General features: G+C 33.4%; 14 protein-coding genes and 1 pseudogene. All 15 read right to left on the bottom strand.

The window, feature by feature from the left end:
• Positions 1 to 3: 3 nt before the first annotated feature.
• The 15 genes and pseudogenes from EL087_RS03150 to rfbB all read right to left on the bottom strand — a co-directional run bounded on the left by EL087_RS03150 (position 4) and on the right by rfbB (position 17,260).
• Positions 4 to 1,311 carry a DUF2142 domain-containing protein gene (locus EL087_RS03150; RefSeq protein WP_126406794.1) on the bottom strand — a complete coding sequence of 436 codons (1,308 nt, stop codon included), beginning with the start codon at positions 1,309 to 1,311 and terminating at the stop codon, positions 4 to 6.
• On the bottom strand, positions 1,283 to 4,270 hold the full coding sequence (locus EL087_RS03145; protein WP_003027701.1) for a rhamnan synthesis F family protein: 2,988 nt from the start codon (positions 4,268 to 4,270) through the stop codon (positions 1,283 to 1,285). The genes EL087_RS03150 and EL087_RS03145 overlap by 29 nt, the downstream gene beginning before the upstream one ends.
• Positions 4,271 to 4,293: 23 nt before the next feature.
• Positions 4,294 to 5,076, bottom strand: a complete 783-nt coding sequence (locus tag EL087_RS03140; RefSeq protein ID WP_003027702.1) for a glycosyltransferase family 2 protein — start codon at positions 5,074 to 5,076, stop codon at positions 4,294 to 4,296.
• Positions 5,066 to 5,425 carry a DUF2304 domain-containing protein gene (locus EL087_RS03135; protein ID WP_003027703.1) on the bottom strand — a complete coding sequence of 120 codons (360 nt, stop codon included), beginning with the start codon at positions 5,423 to 5,425 and terminating at the stop codon, positions 5,066 to 5,068. Before EL087_RS03135 ends, EL087_RS03140 begins: the two co-directional genes overlap by 11 nt.
• The gene (locus EL087_RS03130; RefSeq protein WP_164558125.1) at positions 5,425 to 6,141 is read right to left on the bottom strand and encodes a glycosyltransferase family 2 protein; all 717 of its coding nucleotides are present in this window, start codon (positions 6,139 to 6,141) and stop codon (positions 5,425 to 5,427) included. The genes EL087_RS03135 and EL087_RS03130 overlap by 1 nt, the downstream gene beginning before the upstream one ends.
• Positions 6,142 to 7,110, bottom strand: coding sequence for a glycosyltransferase family 2 protein (locus EL087_RS03125; protein ID WP_126406792.1), 969 nt, complete (start codon positions 7,108 to 7,110; stop codon positions 6,142 to 6,144).
• Positions 7,111 to 7,135: 25 nt separating this feature from the next.
• Positions 7,136 to 8,077, bottom strand: coding sequence for a glycosyltransferase family 2 protein (locus tag EL087_RS03120; protein ID WP_003027706.1), 942 nt, complete (start codon positions 8,075 to 8,077; stop codon positions 7,136 to 7,138).
• Positions 8,078 to 8,082: 5 nt separating this feature from the next.
• Complete coding sequence (locus tag EL087_RS03115; protein WP_003027707.1) at positions 8,083 to 9,333, bottom strand: polysaccharide biosynthesis C-terminal domain-containing protein; 1,251 nt, start codon at positions 9,331 to 9,333, stop codon at positions 8,083 to 8,085.
• Between the two features lie 89 nt (positions 9,334 to 9,422).
• Positions 9,423 to 10,274 carry a dTDP-4-dehydrorhamnose reductase gene (gene rfbD, locus EL087_RS03110; protein WP_070867565.1) on the bottom strand — a complete coding sequence of 284 codons (852 nt, stop codon included), beginning with the start codon at positions 10,272 to 10,274 and terminating at the stop codon, positions 9,423 to 9,425.
• A 120-nt stretch (positions 10,275 to 10,394) separates the two neighbouring features.
• A pseudogene (locus EL087_RS03105) lies at positions 10,395 to 11,593 on the bottom strand (beta-carotene 15,15'-monooxygenase).
• Positions 11,594 to 11,726: 133 nt separating this feature from the next.
• A complete protein-coding gene (locus EL087_RS03100; protein ID WP_003027710.1) occupies positions 11,727 to 13,211 on the bottom strand; it encodes a glucosyltransferase domain-containing protein in 1,485 nt (494 codons plus the stop codon).
• Positions 13,208 to 14,134, bottom strand: a complete 927-nt coding sequence (locus EL087_RS03095; protein WP_126406790.1) for a glycosyltransferase family 2 protein — start codon at positions 14,132 to 14,134, stop codon at positions 13,208 to 13,210. The genes EL087_RS03100 and EL087_RS03095 overlap by 4 nt, the downstream gene beginning before the upstream one ends.
• 129 nt (positions 14,135 to 14,263) lie before the next feature.
• On the bottom strand, positions 14,264 to 14,854 hold the full coding sequence (locus EL087_RS03090; protein ID WP_003040247.1) for a class I SAM-dependent methyltransferase: 591 nt from the start codon (positions 14,852 to 14,854) through the stop codon (positions 14,264 to 14,266).
• A 306-nt stretch (positions 14,855 to 15,160) separates the two neighbouring features.
• Positions 15,161 to 16,180: a UDP-glucose 4-epimerase GalE gene (gene galE / locus EL087_RS03085; RefSeq protein WP_126406788.1), complete on the bottom strand. Its 1,020-nt coding sequence runs from the start codon at positions 16,178 to 16,180 to the stop codon at positions 15,161 to 15,163.
• 33 nt (positions 16,181 to 16,213) lie between these two features.
• Positions 16,214 to 17,260, bottom strand: a complete 1,047-nt coding sequence (rfbB, locus tag EL087_RS03080; RefSeq protein WP_126406786.1) for a dTDP-glucose 4,6-dehydratase — start codon at positions 17,258 to 17,260, stop codon at positions 16,214 to 16,216.
• Between the last annotated feature and the right edge of the window lies 1 nt (position 17,261).

Raw genomic sequence — 17,261 nt, 5'->3', positions numbered from 1 at the left:
AGCTTATCCTAATAAATTCCAATAAAATGGTACCATTAAATACAGAGAAATCAGGAAGTTGACAATCAAGGTACCAACCATTAGTCTATTAACTTTTTCTTCTTTTATCTCCAATACACCAAGATTTGCGACTGTTGGTAGTAGCAAAATGAGAAAAGGCGTGAAATAGCGGCCTTGAGCCCCTACTGACACTGGTGCATTTTTACCAAGGACAATCGGTGTCCACTGTAAATACATAATAGAGATAACAGCAATAACCTGCACTACAAAAAGATAACAAGATATAACAGTGTAGCTCCGACTCATAAAATCCTTTTGGGATTGCAAGAAAATGATGACCAGTACTGCAACATCAATAAAAATTAACCAGAGAGGTAATTGGATGGTGAAATTTCCCAAGAACCCAAATATTCCAATCGTCAAAATTGTATTCAAATCACCATTTAGACGCTGTTTAAAGAGAGTATTAAGCAAAACCCGACCGTAATGCATTAATCCGCCTTGATTGCGAAAAGCCAGATGAAGTGCTAAGAAAAATGCAATAAATCCCAATATATAGAAAACATAGCGATAACGACCCACAAAATTTTTTGTTGCTAAAAAACTTCTATTTAGAGCTGATAAAAAACCTTCAAATTCAAAATCAATAAACAGCAATAGTCCCAGCAAAAGTAAATTATTAGGCTTAGTTATAAAGAGTCCAATTGAAATAAAGAACAATTCAAGCAAATTCTTATTTGTAAATTTCTTTTTATAAGCAATATTAGTGAAAAAGCCAATTACCAGCATAATCTCTAAGTAGTTCATCACATCATAAGACAGTGAAGCAGCTTGCTGAACCATAATAGGCAAAAGGGAAATAAAAAGCAGAGCTTTCTTACCATATTTAAAATACTTAATAAGAAAGTAAATTCCTATAATGTAAGCCAAAGCATTAAAAAGACGTCCCATCATGACAATTACACCAACAGAGGGATAAAGGAAACTTCCAAGAGTCATTCCAATTAACTGAGGAAGAAAAGAGAGGGATTTTAGATTGAATCTAAAAGAAAATGTTTCTTTTGATAAAGCAATTTTTTTAGTAAATAATTGTTTGTAGTCCTTAGGAGAAACATCTGGTGTAGCAGGAATCTTCTCCATCCATTTATAAGTTTCGGATGTGGGCTTATGAAAAACTTCCCAAGTCATCCGAGCATGATTACTTTCATCAGGTACACGATTGATTGGCTGGACAATCATAAACGTCAGGATAAAAATACTTGCTAATATCAAGAAGATTGTTTCAACTTTTATTGTTTTTATTCTTTTCAAAATATGTCACCATTTCATCTTTGTTATCTAAACTGCAATTTTCTAAAACAAAATGATAGGCATTTTCTGCCAATCTCTGCCGCAGTTCAGCTGAAAAAATCAAGCTGTCCAGCTTCTCTTTCCATTCATCCTCTTTGGCTAAAAGCCCCGTCTGACCATCTATCACCATATCTGCAAAAGCACCTATATCACTAGCAATTGTAGGAACTTTAACCATTGCTGCTTCTAACCATTTGATCTCAGATTTAGCACGGTTGAAAATTGAATCTACCAGAGGTGCCAAATTAATGTCTACCTGACTAATCAACTGTGGTAAAGTCTTCCAATCAACATAATCATGAACAATAATCTGTTGCTCATAAACTTTCATATCTGTCGGAATATCTAGATGTCCTACAATATGAAGTTCGATAAACGGATACGCTTCTAGCAGCTTTTTAAGAGCCGGCTTTATCAATTCAAAGTTCTCGTTATGACTAATTGACCCTGAGAAATAGCCAATCTTAACTTGTTGGCTTTGCTGATTGTAATCCTTGATAAAACATGAGCTAACTTCCATCAATTCACTCGAAGCTAAATTTCTATTTAACAAAACTGTATCCTGATACTTGAGTAATTCTTCTTTCAGTTGATTAGTTGAAGTAATGGCTCCATCACAAGCAGCTAACATCTTTCCATAGTTTCTGACCCCAGCATCATAGTTGCTTTTATCCTTTTCGGACAAGCCTTGTGTATAGCTCAGCTGATCCGTATAAATTGTATCAAATACTAAGTCATCAATATCAAAATATACTGGTTTGTTTTCGCTCTTAGCCAAATCGCATAGAAGTTGCAATTGGATAGACCAAGGAGCGCGATAAATAATGATATGACTAGCATATTGAGCTTGCGAAACCTGAAACTCAGAGGCATTTACTACCTTAACAGCAAAACCGTTTTTTCTAAGCTGTTCAGCCTTATTCAAAACACGATAGCGGGTACATTGCGGAATAATATTCTCCACTCCGTCAATAATTAAGATATATTGATCACGTGGTATATCTTTGAATTTTTGAATAATGTTTTCAAGAATACGGATAGGATAATCCGTATTCTCTTGAATATAGTCTAACAAATCCGGTATTTCAGATTCTCTTTCCAATCCTTGCCATAAAAATTGCTGGTCATCGTAGTTGCGCAAAGCAGTGTATTTAATTAGTGGACTGCCTGCTTCTAACATTCTCAAGGGATGAATATACATAGCAGAATCTCTATTTTCATGAACTAGCGCATCATAACGATAGCCTAAGTCTGCAAAATACTTTGTAAAAATAGTTTCATGTTTACCAATGGCTTCATCACGTGAGTCTGTATCTGTCAGCTGTTCCCAGTAGTCATAGAAAGCATTTGAATGTAATAACAGCGGCTCGATAACAAGAAAATACGACTGCAAATGTTCAGGAATATATCCGTACTTATTAAATCCTGTAATATCTTCTTGAGTTTCTCCGTAAGAAATTCCCCAGAAATCAAGCTCTTTTTTAGCCATAACTTGAAATACTTCTATAAAATCCCTCGTTGGACCAATATTGGTATCATTCACTAACATTAACTGAGAATATTGTTGCAACTTATCCTTTCCAAGAGCCAAAATTCCCTCACGAAAAGCTGCTGTATCATAGCCAATATTATCTCTTGTTAACACTTGACCATATTTCTCTAAAATTTTTATATCTTCTGCAAGCAACTCACCATTCACTACAATTAAAGTCTCATCAGCTAAAACCGCTAATTTCTCCAAAAAGAGGATTTTATATTGCTGTAAACGTCTTTCAGATTCAAAAATAACATAAATGAGCACTTTTTTTCCATTTACATTTGCGATCTGCTTACGTTGAGAATTGCGCAATAGTTGATAATAATATGTCTTAGGAGATTTTGCCTTTCTTTTCAGTCGAATTAGCTGTTGTTTTATCAGACTAAAAACACCTTTTATGTTTCTAGGGTTCCGAATAATCTGCCCCATATATTTTAGAGGTGTAATCATTGCATTTCCTAAACGATAGGAAATAGAACGGCGAATTTCAAACTGCTCTTCAATCGCTTCATCTCTCTGATATTTAATCTTTTTCACATTTATTTTCAAAGTTTTGATAGTTTCTTTTGAAGTGCTTAATTCTCCTTTTAATTCAGAAACATAGTCAGCTACTTTGGCAGTATGCTGGATTAAATCATCTAGCCGTCCTTCTAGAATAAAGATGTTATCACTCAGAGCCTGATAAACTTCCTGAGGTATTTTATCTAGATATTTTTTTAAAACATAAAGATAAACATCAAAATGGTACTTGGTAGAATTTCTCTGAGATATAGAGTTTTCAAGAACACGATAATTTAATTTCGTATCCTGAACATAGATTGGAACTGCTTGCTTATTGATAATCAAATTAAGCAAAAAATCATAATCCTCTAGCTTCTTATAGTTGAGCTCCACATCATAAACTATACCTTGAGCTACTTCTGTTCGAACTAAGGAACAACTATCAATATAGCTTCTCTCTAAAAAAGAAGATAAATCAAATGGATGACTTTTTAAATAAATTTTGTGTCTATCTGGGTCATATAAATTACTATATGCAATATCTGCTTTTTCCGAACAAAGTTTCTGATAAAGTTTTTCAATATAATTCTCATCTAGAAAATTATCGCTATCCACAAAGAGGAAAAATGTCCCCTGAATCAGGGATAGCCCTTTATTACGTGTTTTAACTACCCCCATATTCTCATGGCTTTTAAATTGTGTTGGAAAAGGAGAATCTCTCAGAGTTTCTTGGATAATCTGAGCAGACTTATCTGTAGAGCCATCATTTAAAACAAAAAGTTCAATATTTCTGTAGCTCTGCTTAAAAATACTGCGCAAGCATTGCTCAATATAGTCTTCATGGTTGTAGCATGTCACAACGACAGATATTAAATCTTTCATACACTTTCCTTATCATATCAAGTCTAGTCATTAGAATTAGAATCTTGACTTTTTATATAGGCACGATTAATCAGCTTGGCTATCCATTTAGGCCAAAAGAGCTGATACATATATAAATCTTCTTTGGTTCGAGTATTGTCTGAAATGGTTTTGGTCGTCTCTGACTCCTCATGAATCCGGTGACACATAAGTTTTTCAGAGATAAAAGCAAATCGTCCCTTATATTCACTAATCTTATACCAGGCATACCAATCTAGACTGACCCGCATCTTTTCATCAAAGCGAAACTCCTTGATCCGAGCCAGATTATAGGTAACAGCTGGGCATGAGATAGGATTTCCTAAAGCTAATACTCGATTTCTCCAAAAATGGCTAGCTGGCATTATATTCAATACTTTGAGCATAAATGTCTTGATTTTTAGATTTTTATTAGCTAAAACTTTGACACCATTTTTTTCTTCAAAGTAATCTGTATAAGCAATTAAAACATCTTTAGATTGCTCTATTTTTTGCAGCACAGCTTCTAGGTAAGTTGGCTCATAATAGTCATCTTGATGAGCAATGGTCGCAAACTGCGTATCAACAAAAGAGAGGGCATTATTCCAATCTTTGCCAATCCCTCCACCCTCTTTAGTATAAAAAGGAATCTCGTATGTTTGGCAAAGTTGCCTGATTGAATCAAGAGGGGTCGAACTATAGCAAATAATCTTCGATCTTATTGTCTGAGCCCTCAAAGATAAAATACAAGCTTCTAAAAACTCACTTTCTCCATAAGCACAAATGACCCAAGTATGGTTATTTTTCATCTTTTTCGCTTTCTAATTCAGAAATTTTTTGCTTTGTAATTGATAATTCTTGCACCAACTGCTTGATTTGCTCCTTTTGTTTAGAAATAGCAATTGTATGAAAAAATACGATAATCAACAAGAAAAAAACTGCCAGAGAAAGCAAAAAATTTGAGGTCAATTCAAAACCTAAAAGTTGAGCAAAATAAACTGGAATGAAATCAAAAATTGAAATAATAATCAATACAAAACCAATCACAATCCACATAAAGGCTTGCTCAAACAATATGTTATTCCTATTGATATTTCTAAACACAAAATATAAAAATAAAACAGAAGCAACCAGCATAGCAATAGACAAAATAGACATTATTCACTCTCTTTCATAAAAGCAGCAATCAAAATAGATGAACAAACTTCAATCATATACCGAATTGATTTGATAGGCGTTATGGAAGAAACTCCACCAGAACGCTCAAACATATTTGCCGGAGCTTCTACTACTCTATATTTTCGTTTCAAAATATGGACAATTGATTCTGGCTCAGGATATTTGGCAGGATAACGAGTAGCAAATTGTCGGATAATCTTTTTATTAGCTAAGCGGTAGCCAGAAGTGGTGTCTAAGATACGTTTGCCAGTCGTTAGTCTGATAAAAATGGATATAATAGTAATACCGAAACGACGCATAAAAGTGGTCTGAAATTCGGAAGCTTTATCTCCAATAAAGCGCGAACCAACAACTAGGTCTGCCTGACCTTGGCGGATAGGCTCCAGTAGCGAAGCTAGTGAAGCAATATCATGCTGACCATCACCATCAAACTGAACTGCGACATCATAATTATTTTCAAACGCATATTTGTAGCCTGTTTGAACAGCTCCACCAATCCCCAGATTCATGACTAAATGAACTGCGTTCAGATGATTGCTCTCTAAGATTTTTTTAGTGGCATCTGTTGAACCGTCATTGATGACTACATAATTTAATTCAAAATCAACTTTTTTTCGATACTCTATAATGCTTAAAACTGTATTTAAAATGCTCTCTTCCTCGTTATAAGCAGGAATAATCATTAAGACTTTCAACTATTGTTCCTTTCCCTTACAATATATTTTTGCAAATATTGGTACTAATCTTAAATGTTCTAAGATCTCAAACATCAATATTGATATAGTAGTTTGAAACCTTTCGCCAGTTATTTCTTTAGAAAGTGGATTTAAATTGGTAACTAAATTTTCTTTATTTAGCCAATTTTTTATTTGATTATATTGAATCACAAACTCTTTACTGGAGGCATTTTTCCCTGAAAATAATAAATACCAAATATAGTAACGTTTTATGAAATATTTCGTATAGTCTGAATCTCCAGATACTTCTTTAACTTTATTCAAAAAATAAATAATGTCAATTTTAAAATTAAACCCTTTTTGTGATGTATTTGAAATACTAGATTCATTGAAAAACCAATTATATCCATTATAATCAATAATTTTTATCTTATCGGTTTTATTATAGGCTTTTATACTAAAAATAACATCTTCCCCAATTGGATAGTCAAAAAATTCAATATTATTTTCTCTTAGAAAAGAGGTCCTATAAATACGAGCCCAAGGAGCAACTATAATATACTTAGACCACTCTGAATCTGATAAGTTCTGACTAAAAAGAATTTTTTTGTTTTGATTAATACGCTTATAGCCCCCAAGAACAATATCCTTTTTTTCTTGGTGAATAACATTATAAAAATGTTCTATATAATCCTCATTAACAAAATCATCATTATCTATAAAAATGATATATTCACCTTTAGCTAATAAAATCCCTTGATTTCTTGTTTTAGCAACCCCTTCATTTTCCTTATCAATAACTTTTATAAAACTATACTGAGATGAGTAACTTTGTAAAACTTTTAGGGATTCGTCAGTAGAACCATCATTTAAAAGAATGATTTCAAAATTTTTGAACGTCTGTTTTAATAAAGAAGTCAAACATTGCTTAATGCCATCTTGTGCATTATATACCGGAATAACAACTGAAACTGCTGGATTGGACATTTTTTTCTTTCTAATATATTGAAATTTATTTATAAAATTTTAGAAGATAAGCAAATATTTTCGTAGAGAAATTGATTCCAAAAATTCTAGTAAATTGTCCTGTAAGCATGAATGGCTTATTATTTATATTTTTAGAATATCTCAGTAAGTATTTATAATTTCTTAACAAATTATATATTTCTCCATTTGAAAGATAACGCTCTACATAAGGAATAATCGATATATAAGAAATTGAAAAATAGATGTTTATCGCATCTTGCTTTTCCTTAGACAAACTTGAATAATCATCAAGTCCACGAGAAATCCCCTTCAATGTGTCTAAAACATTTTTTTCTTTAATACTATTTGTTAAACTGCCTAATCGATTCTGACGATACATATATTGAGTACTTGACAAAACAGAGAAATTGGAAATCAACTTCAATATTTGTGAACAATAAAGACTATCTTCAGAAACCAAATCTTCTGGAAACACTAACCCGTTTTTAATAAGTTCTTTAGAGATGCATTTATTCCAATTAGGTCCATTAAACACTCCAGCATTAACTGCTTTTACTAAATCATTCTCATCTGATACAGGAAAGGATTTAATTCGACCATTATCATAATAACTAAAACCAAAAATCACTACTTCAGAAACTTTCATTTCAATTTCAACAGCCAACTGATGTAAAAAGTCAGTATCACTCCAAAAATCATCTCCATCTAAGAATAAGATGTAATCTCCAGTTGAATTTTTTATCCCGTTATTACGTGCTTTTGAAGCACCACCATTCGTTTGGTGAATCACAGATACTTTATTAGACTTTAATAAGAATTTATCTGCAATTTTCCCTGTATTGTCTGTAGAGCCATCATTCACAATGATAAGCTCATAATTTTCGTATGATTGATTCAATACACTTTGTACACAATTATCCAAATAATTTGCAATATTATAGGCAGGAATAATAATAGAAAATTTCATATTTTTTATTTGTTCTTTCTAAAAAAAGTATATGGATTTACTGTAAAATAGATTATCAAAGATACACTTAACCAAGCAAGCATTGAAATTAAGAAAGAAAGGGAAGCTCCAAAAACTTCAAATTTTAATACTAATGGTTCTGTAATAAATATAGATACAAGGTAGCCTACCATAAATGAGATTACCAGATAATGTTGCTTTCTAAATACTGTCAAAATATTATCACAAACTGTTGAAAAAGTACTTGTAACTCCTCCAAGTAATAATACTAAAAAACTACTATAGTACTGTTCTAAATTAGTTCCATATACAATATTTATCAAAGGAATCGCAACTATTGCACCGCTAATACAAATTAGCACACTCGTTATCCATAAAATTTTAAATAAATTATTTTTATAGGTTATGAAGTACTTGAATTTATTTTCTTCTTTGAATACTGCAAGCTGGGTAATCATAGGTCTCAAAAACACAATCATCAAGTTCATTGCAAATATTGGAGTAAATAAAATACTAAAATCCCTTTGAACACCCGATTCTATTATTCCTTTATTAAAAATAACATTTAAAGCATATTTGGGCTGATTATAGATAGAAACCAATAAAAATGCATTTATAAACAACGGAAAACAATCTTTTAAAATATTAAAAATATCGTTTATTCTTACATTAGAAAAATCAATTACATGGAATAATTTAGATTTTGGAACATCAAACAATGCAATAAATAGGAAAGAAACCACTGTCTGAATAATCACAGATAAAAGCAAGTTTCTTGAAAATAACAAACTTAGAGCAAAAGCTAATGTAGAAATTGTATTTCGTAAGAACAACGATTGCCCTGCAATATCTAGCCTCTCCTTTTGTTGAAATAGACCTTGAAATACATCAGAAAGTGCTTCACTTACTCGAAAAAAAGAGACCCAAAAAATAATCCAAAAGTTTGAATAAGTGGATGAATTTAAGATTAAGTAACTAACTAAAATTACTATCATGAAAAAATTTGAAATTAATCTTGTTACCAGATAAGCATCAAAAGAATATTTTTCTTTTATATCAGTTGCTTGAAAATCTCTAACCTGAAAGCTTGCAATAATAACAAACAAATTAGCTATTGCATACGCAAAGCTATATAAATCAGCAGACACACTAGATAAAACACGTGTTACTATAAATAATAACACTACAGACACCGCGGCAGATGACATACTTCCTAATATGTTCCAGAAAAAAATCTTTTTAGCTCTTGTTTCCAAACCAAATATTACTCCCTTGCAATAATCTCAATCTAATTAATTATACCATAATTTCTATCAAAAGAAGCAACCTTTCGGCTGCTTCTTCCTTATTTCTTTCCTTGTTTATAAAATTCCTTGAGGGCATCTTGCCAAGTTGGGATGACAAAGCCTGTTGCCTTAGCTTTAGCTAGACTCATGGTAGAGTTGAGTGGTCGCTTCGCTTTCGCTGGAAACTTACTAGAGTCTACTGGCAAAACTTCGACATCTGTATCTTTTAAGATTTCCACTGCAAAGTCATACCAAGTCGTATCTTCTGTGGCATCATTTGACAGATGATAATAGCCAAATTCTTTTTGATTTTCTGCTAAGTATGTCATGAATTCGGCTAACGTACGCGTCCAAGTTGGACGACCGTGTTGGTCATTCACAACAGTCAGGGTTTTATGTGTTTTCGCTAAATTCTGCATAGTGAAAACAAAGTTCTTTCCATAATTTCCAAAGACCCAAGCTGTGCGGATAATGTAGAAACGGCTAGAATATTTCTCAACCAATTCCTCTCCCATGCGCTTTGTGCGACCATATTCTGTCTGAGGGGCTGGTTGATCATCTACTTCCCATTCCTGCCCAACTGGCTTATCTCCAGCAAAAACATAGTCTGTAGAAATGTAAACAAGTGTTGCACCATGCTTTTCTGCTGCTTTAGCAACATTTTCAGTTCCTGTGACATTGATTGCATAATCCAGTTCTTTTCCTTCATCTTCTGCTGCGTCCACAGCTGTATAGGCAGCACAGTGATAGACGAGACTTGGCTTCACTTCTGCAAAAACCTTCTCTACCATTTCGGCATTTGTAATATCCATTTCTGCCACGTCAACTGCCACATACTCTTCATTGCGTTCATCTAAAAGATAACGAAGTTCTGTTCCAAGCTGTCCATTAGCTCCTGTAATTAAAATCATTTGAAATTCCTTTCTGAACAATAAACATTCAACAAATCCATTATATCAAAAAAAGCAGAAAAAATCTGCTTTAACATACTTATCCGTCTATCTTCTTATGTAGATTGACACTTCATACCTTTATACTTTTTCTCTGTCTACATGCTGAATATACATGGCATATACCAACTTACAAGTAGTGATAAATAAACTAATCATAAGAGGCAAAAATGTTCTTGTATTTGAAGCATATAAGGTTGGTGATAATGATATGAGCATACGACTTGCAAAACCTATCACAAATAAATAGATAAGCCAAATTCTTTCTTTCATTTCTGGAATAACCAACCACATTGAATAAAGAATCATTAATAACAAAAGTCCATAAAAACCAATCGCACTTAAATAGGTGATGTTAAAAGAAAAGGTTCCAGATTCTCTAGCTACTTTACTGATGCTCGATAAAGTTCCAAATAAATTATTAAATCCAATTTTTTGTGAAAAAATATTAAACAAAACAAAGCCACTCAGAGAGATTGCTATGATATTTTTCTTTTGAACCGCACAAATAAGCAATACTACCAAAAATAAGATAACAAATGGAAAGGAGACAGATAACATCTTATCGCCTGTTTCGAGAAAACCTAAGCCTATTTTCTGAAAAATATTTAAATTTGAAAAATTAGGAAACCAAGTGGCAACTTCCTTACCAAACCTAACTCCATTTCCTGATGACAATTTTGCAGATAAAATTCCTAAAATAGAGAGCAAGAAATAAGCGCCATTGCTTATTTTGTCTTTTTTAGAAGTAATTAGTTCAAAACCAAGCCACAAAAAAGCGTATACTGCTAGCTGTTCTTGCATTACTGCAAAAGCAAAAAATATAAAACAAGGTATTTTTATCCAATTTTGGGGGGAATCTTTTTGCAAAAGTGAAAAAATCAGAAATGAAGCAGGAAATATATAATTCACGTAAGTCGGGATGGAACCTGCACTTAAAAATTCAGTTGCTGGAAAGAAAATAAAAATAAGCAAAGCGGGAAGCCAAGGTAATTGAGGAGCTAATCTTATAGACGCTATCAACAACAGAATAAAGCCACAAAAATAATGAATTTTTCATGAACAGAAAAAAAGAGTGTCGCAGATTCAATCAATAATCTACTACTCCAAGTGAAATATCGATCCAACCCAAACAGTAGATAATTAAATTTAAACTCCTTAGCATACTTCAAAAAAGCAATTTGATCGCCTACAGGAGCAATCTTGTTATTAATATAAAACTGAATTGCATATATAAATGAAGATAAAAATAAAATCAAACTAGTCTTTTTTTCTTTCACAACGTCTCCTATTTTAATAAAGTAATAATAGTGAAAAATAGTAATATTTGTTTTTTCTTTAAACACATAAACCTATTGCGTTCTTTCCATGCGACACATGCTAAAAATATTAATATTAGCTGTCCCAAAATTATTATTTCATAATAACAAACAATTTATTATTTTGAAGATAAATATTATAAATTTTTGTTTCTTCAAGCTGTGTATATTCCCCATTTGTAAAATCTATAGTTGAAATATCAACAAGCTTAAAATCAACATTTAGGTTAGTTATACTATTAAATCTCATAGTCATATCCCAAGAAACATTAGTATTCGGCATAATCAAACTATTCAAAATTGGATAAACAGACGAACTGTTGTTAAAAATAGGTGAATTAGAAAGGAATCTATTCACATAAATTACATTTGTATAAGAGTTCACATACTTATTCAACGATGACCCTAGCATAATACTTTGTAATTTGAACATCTCATTCTGCTGCTTTAAACTACTTGTGTAAACAAAAGAAAATGACAAGAAATAAAATACTAATAATCCTGATATGAATGATTTCAAACCTAGCAAAAATTTGCTTTCCTTAAAAAACTCAAGACCAACAACCAAAATAATAGCAAGGAAAATTCCCATACCGTACTCATATCTTGGTCTCAATAAATAATAAGGAACAGGAAAAATTAAGTACGTTCCATAACTAAAGATACTTCCTAATATTAACCAAATAATTATATAAGTTAAAGTTGAAAATAATCTTGTTTTAGCGAAACGGATTATACTGATAATTAATAGAACAATAGCTAATGCAGCTAAAATAATCCAAATGGTAGAACTCTGCAAAAAAATATTTTCCAGATATCCCTTAGCATTCATAATGAATACCTTAAAAATCTCCAAGAGGCTTGGAATTTTAGCTTGATCAGCAAAAATAGGAGGCTTAATTAGAATTTGAAAACGATATAAGACAATTCCGATTGAATAAGAAACTATAGAAATAAATACTTTAAAAAGTTCTTCTCTGAACCGTCTTCCTTGTGTTAACTCTAAAAACAACATTGTTAAGGTTAGTATGATATAAATACCGGAAGAAGCTTGATAAGAGTTGCACATTAAAAATATACCAATAATAGATGAAGTAGCAAATAATTTCTTATTATCCCAAAAAACAAAAGGAGTGACTGAGAACAAAATGCTTAGAGACATAAATGGATTGTCAAATCTAAAACTTAGTGGTTCTAGAAACCAAGGATTAATTCCTATAATTGTAGAAACAAAGGCAGTAGTAAGGCTCATTTTGTTTTTCGGGAACAGAACAAATACTAAAATCAGACTAGCAAGAGCCAAGATAAAAGCAGATATGACATGAGTGGTTAGACCTGAATCTGTTAATCGCCATCCTCCACTTATAAAATGGGCAAAGTACTCACTTACATATCTTGAATAGTGTTCAGAAAAGCCAGAATATCCTTGCAATTGCCTTCCTATATCATCAATATAGGGAAACTCTGCTAAACCAATATTCATATTAACAACTAAATAAATGATAAAAATAAAAATAGCAGAAATTTTATTTAACTGAATATAATTTTTAAAATCAGACAAATATCTCCTAAAAATCATTCACTCTTCTCCTTAATCACATAAACTGGTCGCTTCTTTGTTTCCATAAAAATTTTGCCAACATATTTTCCTAAAATACCAATAGTCAATAATTGGAATCCTCCTAAAAAGAGAATAATAGACACCATCGAAGGCCAACCAGACGTTGGGTCTCCAAAAATTAGTGTTCGTACAATCACAATTAACATCAAAACAAATGCTACTATACAAGCCAAAATACCTGCTAAAAAAGCAATAGTCAAAGGAGCGTCTGAAAAATTAATGATTCCTTCTAAAGAATAATTGAATAACTGCCAAAAATTCCAGCTTGTCTGCCCTGCTACGCGTTCGACATTTTTATATTCTAAATACTCTGTCTCAAAACCAACCCATGCAAATATCCCTTTAGAAAAACGATTATACTCAGAAACTTCTAAAATGGCATCTACCATTTGCCGACGCATGAGACGGAAATCGCGCGCACCGTCCACCATTTCAACTTGACTAATTCTATTGATCAATTTATAAAACATCTTAGCAAAAAGACTACGAATCGGAGGTTCCCCATCACGTGTTGTCCGTCGTGTTCCTATACAATCCAAATCTGGATTCTTCTCCAGCATAGATTTCATTGTGAGTAAAAGTTCCGGAGGATCTTGCAAATCCGCATCCATGACAGTCACTAAATCACCAGTTGCATGTTTGAGACCCGCATACAGAGCTGCTTCTTTTCCAAAATTTCTCGAAAAAGAAAGATAGTGAACATTTTTATCTGCTTGATTTAAGTCGCGTAGAACTTGTAAAGTTCTATCTTTTGAACCATCATTGACAAAGATGTATTCAAAATTATCATCTATTTGTGATTTAATTTTTTCCATTTCCGCATAAAATAGTGGAATCGTCTCTTCTTCATAATAACAAGGAATAATTACTGATATTGTCATTCTTCTCCCTTTCTGTTAGAAATAGCTCTAATTCACAATAATCCCATTATACTATATCCACGCGCCATTTTCTACTATTTCCATAAAATAATCAAGAAATCTACTATAAAGACAAACCAAAATCACTCGTCATGCAAACGAGTGATTTTGTGCTAATGTCAAGAAAAGCTCGGCATAATTTCCTAAAAAGAGTTCCTCTGCACTATAAATTATCTGAGATTTGACGGATGAGAAGCCACTTTGAGACAGTTTTCCTTCCAAGTCATCAAGATGAAAGCCATGATGATTTACGTCTGTTTTAACAAAATCTGCAATAAAAAGTTGTCCGTCTTCTACAAGATGATTTCTAAACATCGCTAGAGTCTTCTCAATATTTGGCATATGATGAAGAACACGACTAACCACGATGATGTCAAATAATTGGTTTAATGGTTTTGTCAACAAATCCTGCTGCAACAAATAAACATTCTCAATGGCTTGCTTTTCCACTTTTAGGCGAGCTTGCTCAAGCATTTTTTCAGAAATATCAACAAGCATGACTGACTTAGATTGAGTTGCCAATGGCAGGCTCACCAATCCTGTACCACCGCCAAAATCTAAAATGCACTTGTCAGAGAAATCTACAATTTGTTTCTCCACTTCTTGGCGAATAAGATTGGCAATAAATATATTTTTGGGAGAATCGAATGATTCTGCTTTATGATTAAAATGATGTTCCATATTTTTAGTTTAACACAAAGAACATTATTCCACCAGAAAAATGCTTAACTGGTTTTCTATTTTTTTAGTAAATTTACTTTCAAGTCATCATGCAAAAACTTCAGAACAGCGAGTTCTGGTCAACTTCCACAAGGTTGATTAGATACTTCTTACAAGCTTGAATAGAAAATACCTCGCAAGCATTATTCGCAACTTCAACGCAATGTTTTGAGTAATCAACTACTGTGCATCAAGCTTATTTCTATGCAAAAAGCGAGGCTGAGAAACTACTATCCCAGCCTCGTCTACTATTGACATATTTTTTATTTAGTCATCAAATCCATTTGGGTGTTTGCTTTGCCAATGCCAAGCATCTTGGCACATGCGTGTAATATCAAATTGTGCTTCCCAGCCTAATTCCTCTTTTGCTTTTGTAGAGTCGGCATAACAAGTGGCAATGTCACCAGGGCGACGGTCAACAATCTTATAAGGGATTGGTTTACCGACTGCTTTTTCCATATTTTGGATAATTTCTAAAACAGAATATCCTTTGCCGGTACCAAGGTTATAGATATTTAGACCAGCAGTTCCTTCAATCTTTTGCAGAGCAGCCACATGTCCTTTTGCCAAATCCACCACGTGAATATAGTCACGAACACCAGTACCGTCAACTGTTGGATAATCATCACCAAATACTTGCACTTCTTTTAATTTTCCAACAGCAACTTGTGTCACGTACGGCAAAAGATTATTTGGGATGCCATTTGGATTTTCACCCAAATCACCACTTTCATGAGCACCAATTGGATTAAAATACCGAAGCAAGACAACATTCCAGCTTGAATCAGCTTTATAAATATCTGTCAGCATTTCTTCAATCATTAGTTTTGTACGTCCGTAAGGATTGGTGACTGACAGAGGAAAATCTTCTAAAATTGGAACAGTATGAGGATCGCCATAGACAGTTGCAGAAGAGCTGAAAATGATATTTTTGCAATTGACTTCTTCCATAACACGTAGTAATGTCAATGTTCCTGTAATGTTGTTTTCGTAATAAGTCAATGGAATTTGTGTTGATTCACCAACTGCCTTCAACGCTGCAAAATGAATCACACCTGTTGGTTGTTCTGCTTTAAAGATTTCAAGCAAGGCTTTCTTATCACGAATGTCCACTTGATAAAATGGAATTTTTTGACCAACAATTCGTTCTACAACTTCTACACTTTTTTTGCTGCTGTTCACTAAATTATCAACAATAACAACTTCGTGTCCAGCATTGACTAACTCAATAACGGTATGCGTTCCGATAAATCCGGCTCCACCTGTTACTAAAATTTTATGTTTCATGATTCTCCTTTAAAGACAAAGCTTCAATAGTGATTATTTTAATACTTTTTGTGTCTTAGCATAGTTGGTTTCGACAGCTTCCTTTTCAGCTTTCCACCAATCTTGGTGGTCCGTGTACCACTTGATTGTTTCTTTCAGTCCAGCCTCAAAGTTGGTAAATTCTGGCTTCCAGCCTAGTTCATTACGCAACTTGCTAGCATCAATAGCATAGCGCAAATCATGTCCAGCACGGTCTGTTACATGGTCGTAAGCGTCAGCTGGCTGTCCCATTTCTTTGAGAATGAGCTCTAGCACTTCTTTGTTATTCTTCTCACCATCTGCACCAATTAGGTAGGTTTCACCAATCTTCCCTTTTGTGAGAATGGTCCAAACCCCTGATGAATGGTCATTGGTATGAATCCAGTCACGAACATTCTTTCCTTCACCATAAAGTTTTGGACGAATGCCTGAAAGGATGTTGGTAATCTGACGCGGAATGAATTTTTCGATGTGTTGATATGGTCCGTAGTTGTTTGAACAGTTAGAAATGGTTGCCTTAACACCGAAAGAGCGCACCCAAGCCTTGACAATCAAATCAGAAGCTGCCTTAGTTGAAGAATAAGGTGAGCTTGGATTGTATTTGGTTTCTGGGGTGAATTTTTCACCTGGTCCTTCACCATGCCCCGGAAGATCTTCACGAAGAGGAAGGTCACCATAAACTTCGTCAGTAGATACATGGTGGAAACGAAGATCGTATTTACGAGCCGCTTCAAGAAGCGTATAAGTTCCGACAAAGTTCGTATCAATAAACGGACGTGGGTCATTAAGTGAGTTGTCATTATGGCTTTCTGCCGCATAGTGAACAATAGCATCCGCATTCTTAGCCACTTGGTCAACAATCGCTGCGTCTGCAATGTCTCCAACAACCAACTCCACGCGGTCGCCTAGAATTTCTTCAATATTGGCACGGTTACCAGCATAAGTCAGTTTATCCAGAACGGTAATATGCACATCTGGAAAGTTATTGTACACATAATGGACAAAGTTAGAGCCGATAAAACCAGCACCACCTGTCACTACAATATTTTTATATTCAGTCATG

The organism is Streptococcus milleri (assembly GCF_900636525.1).
Taxonomy (GTDB): Bacteria; Bacillota; Bacilli; order Lactobacillales; family Streptococcaceae; genus Streptococcus; species Streptococcus hominis.
The sequence above is the reverse complement of the archived record's forward strand: the minus strand, read 5'-3'. Positions and strand labels throughout refer to the sequence as shown.

Bases quoted from the DNA above. Each gene is read 5' to 3' on its own strand.
- EL087_RS03145 (WP_003027701.1), bottom strand. From the start codon at position 4,270: ATGAAAGATTTAATATCTGTCGTTGTGACATGCTACAACCATGAAGAC.
- EL087_RS03140 (WP_003027702.1), bottom strand. From the start codon at position 5,076: ATGAAAAATAACCATACTTGGGTCATTTGTGCTTATGGAGAAAGTGAG.
- EL087_RS03135 (WP_003027703.1), bottom strand. From the start codon at position 5,425: ATGTCTATTTTGTCTATTGCTATGCTGGTTGCTTCTGTTTTATTTTTA.
- EL087_RS03125 (WP_126406792.1), bottom strand. From the start codon at position 7,110: ATGTCCAATCCAGCAGTTTCAGTTGTTATTCCGGTATATAATGCACAA.
- EL087_RS03120 (WP_003027706.1), bottom strand. From the start codon at position 8,077: ATGAAATTTTCTATTATTATTCCTGCCTATAATATTGCAAATTATTTG.
- rfbD (WP_070867565.1), bottom strand. From the start codon at position 10,274: ATGATTTTAATTACAGGAGCTAATGGACAGCTTGGAACAGAACTTCGT.
- EL087_RS03100 (WP_003027710.1), bottom strand. From the start codon at position 13,211: ATGATTTTTAGGAGATATTTGTCTGATTTTAAAAATTATATTCAGTTA.
- EL087_RS03095 (WP_126406790.1), bottom strand. From the start codon at position 14,134: ATGACAATATCAGTAATTATTCCTTGTTATTATGAAGAAGAGACGATT.
- EL087_RS03090 (WP_003040247.1), bottom strand. From the start codon at position 14,854: ATGGAACATCATTTTAATCATAAAGCAGAATCATTCGATTCTCCCAAA.
- galE (WP_126406788.1), bottom strand. From the start codon at position 16,180: ATGAAACATAAAATTTTAGTAACAGGTGGAGCCGGATTTATCGGAACG.
- rfbB (WP_126406786.1), bottom strand. From the start codon at position 17,260: ATGACTGAATATAAAAATATTGTAGTGACAGGTGGTGCTGGTTTTATC.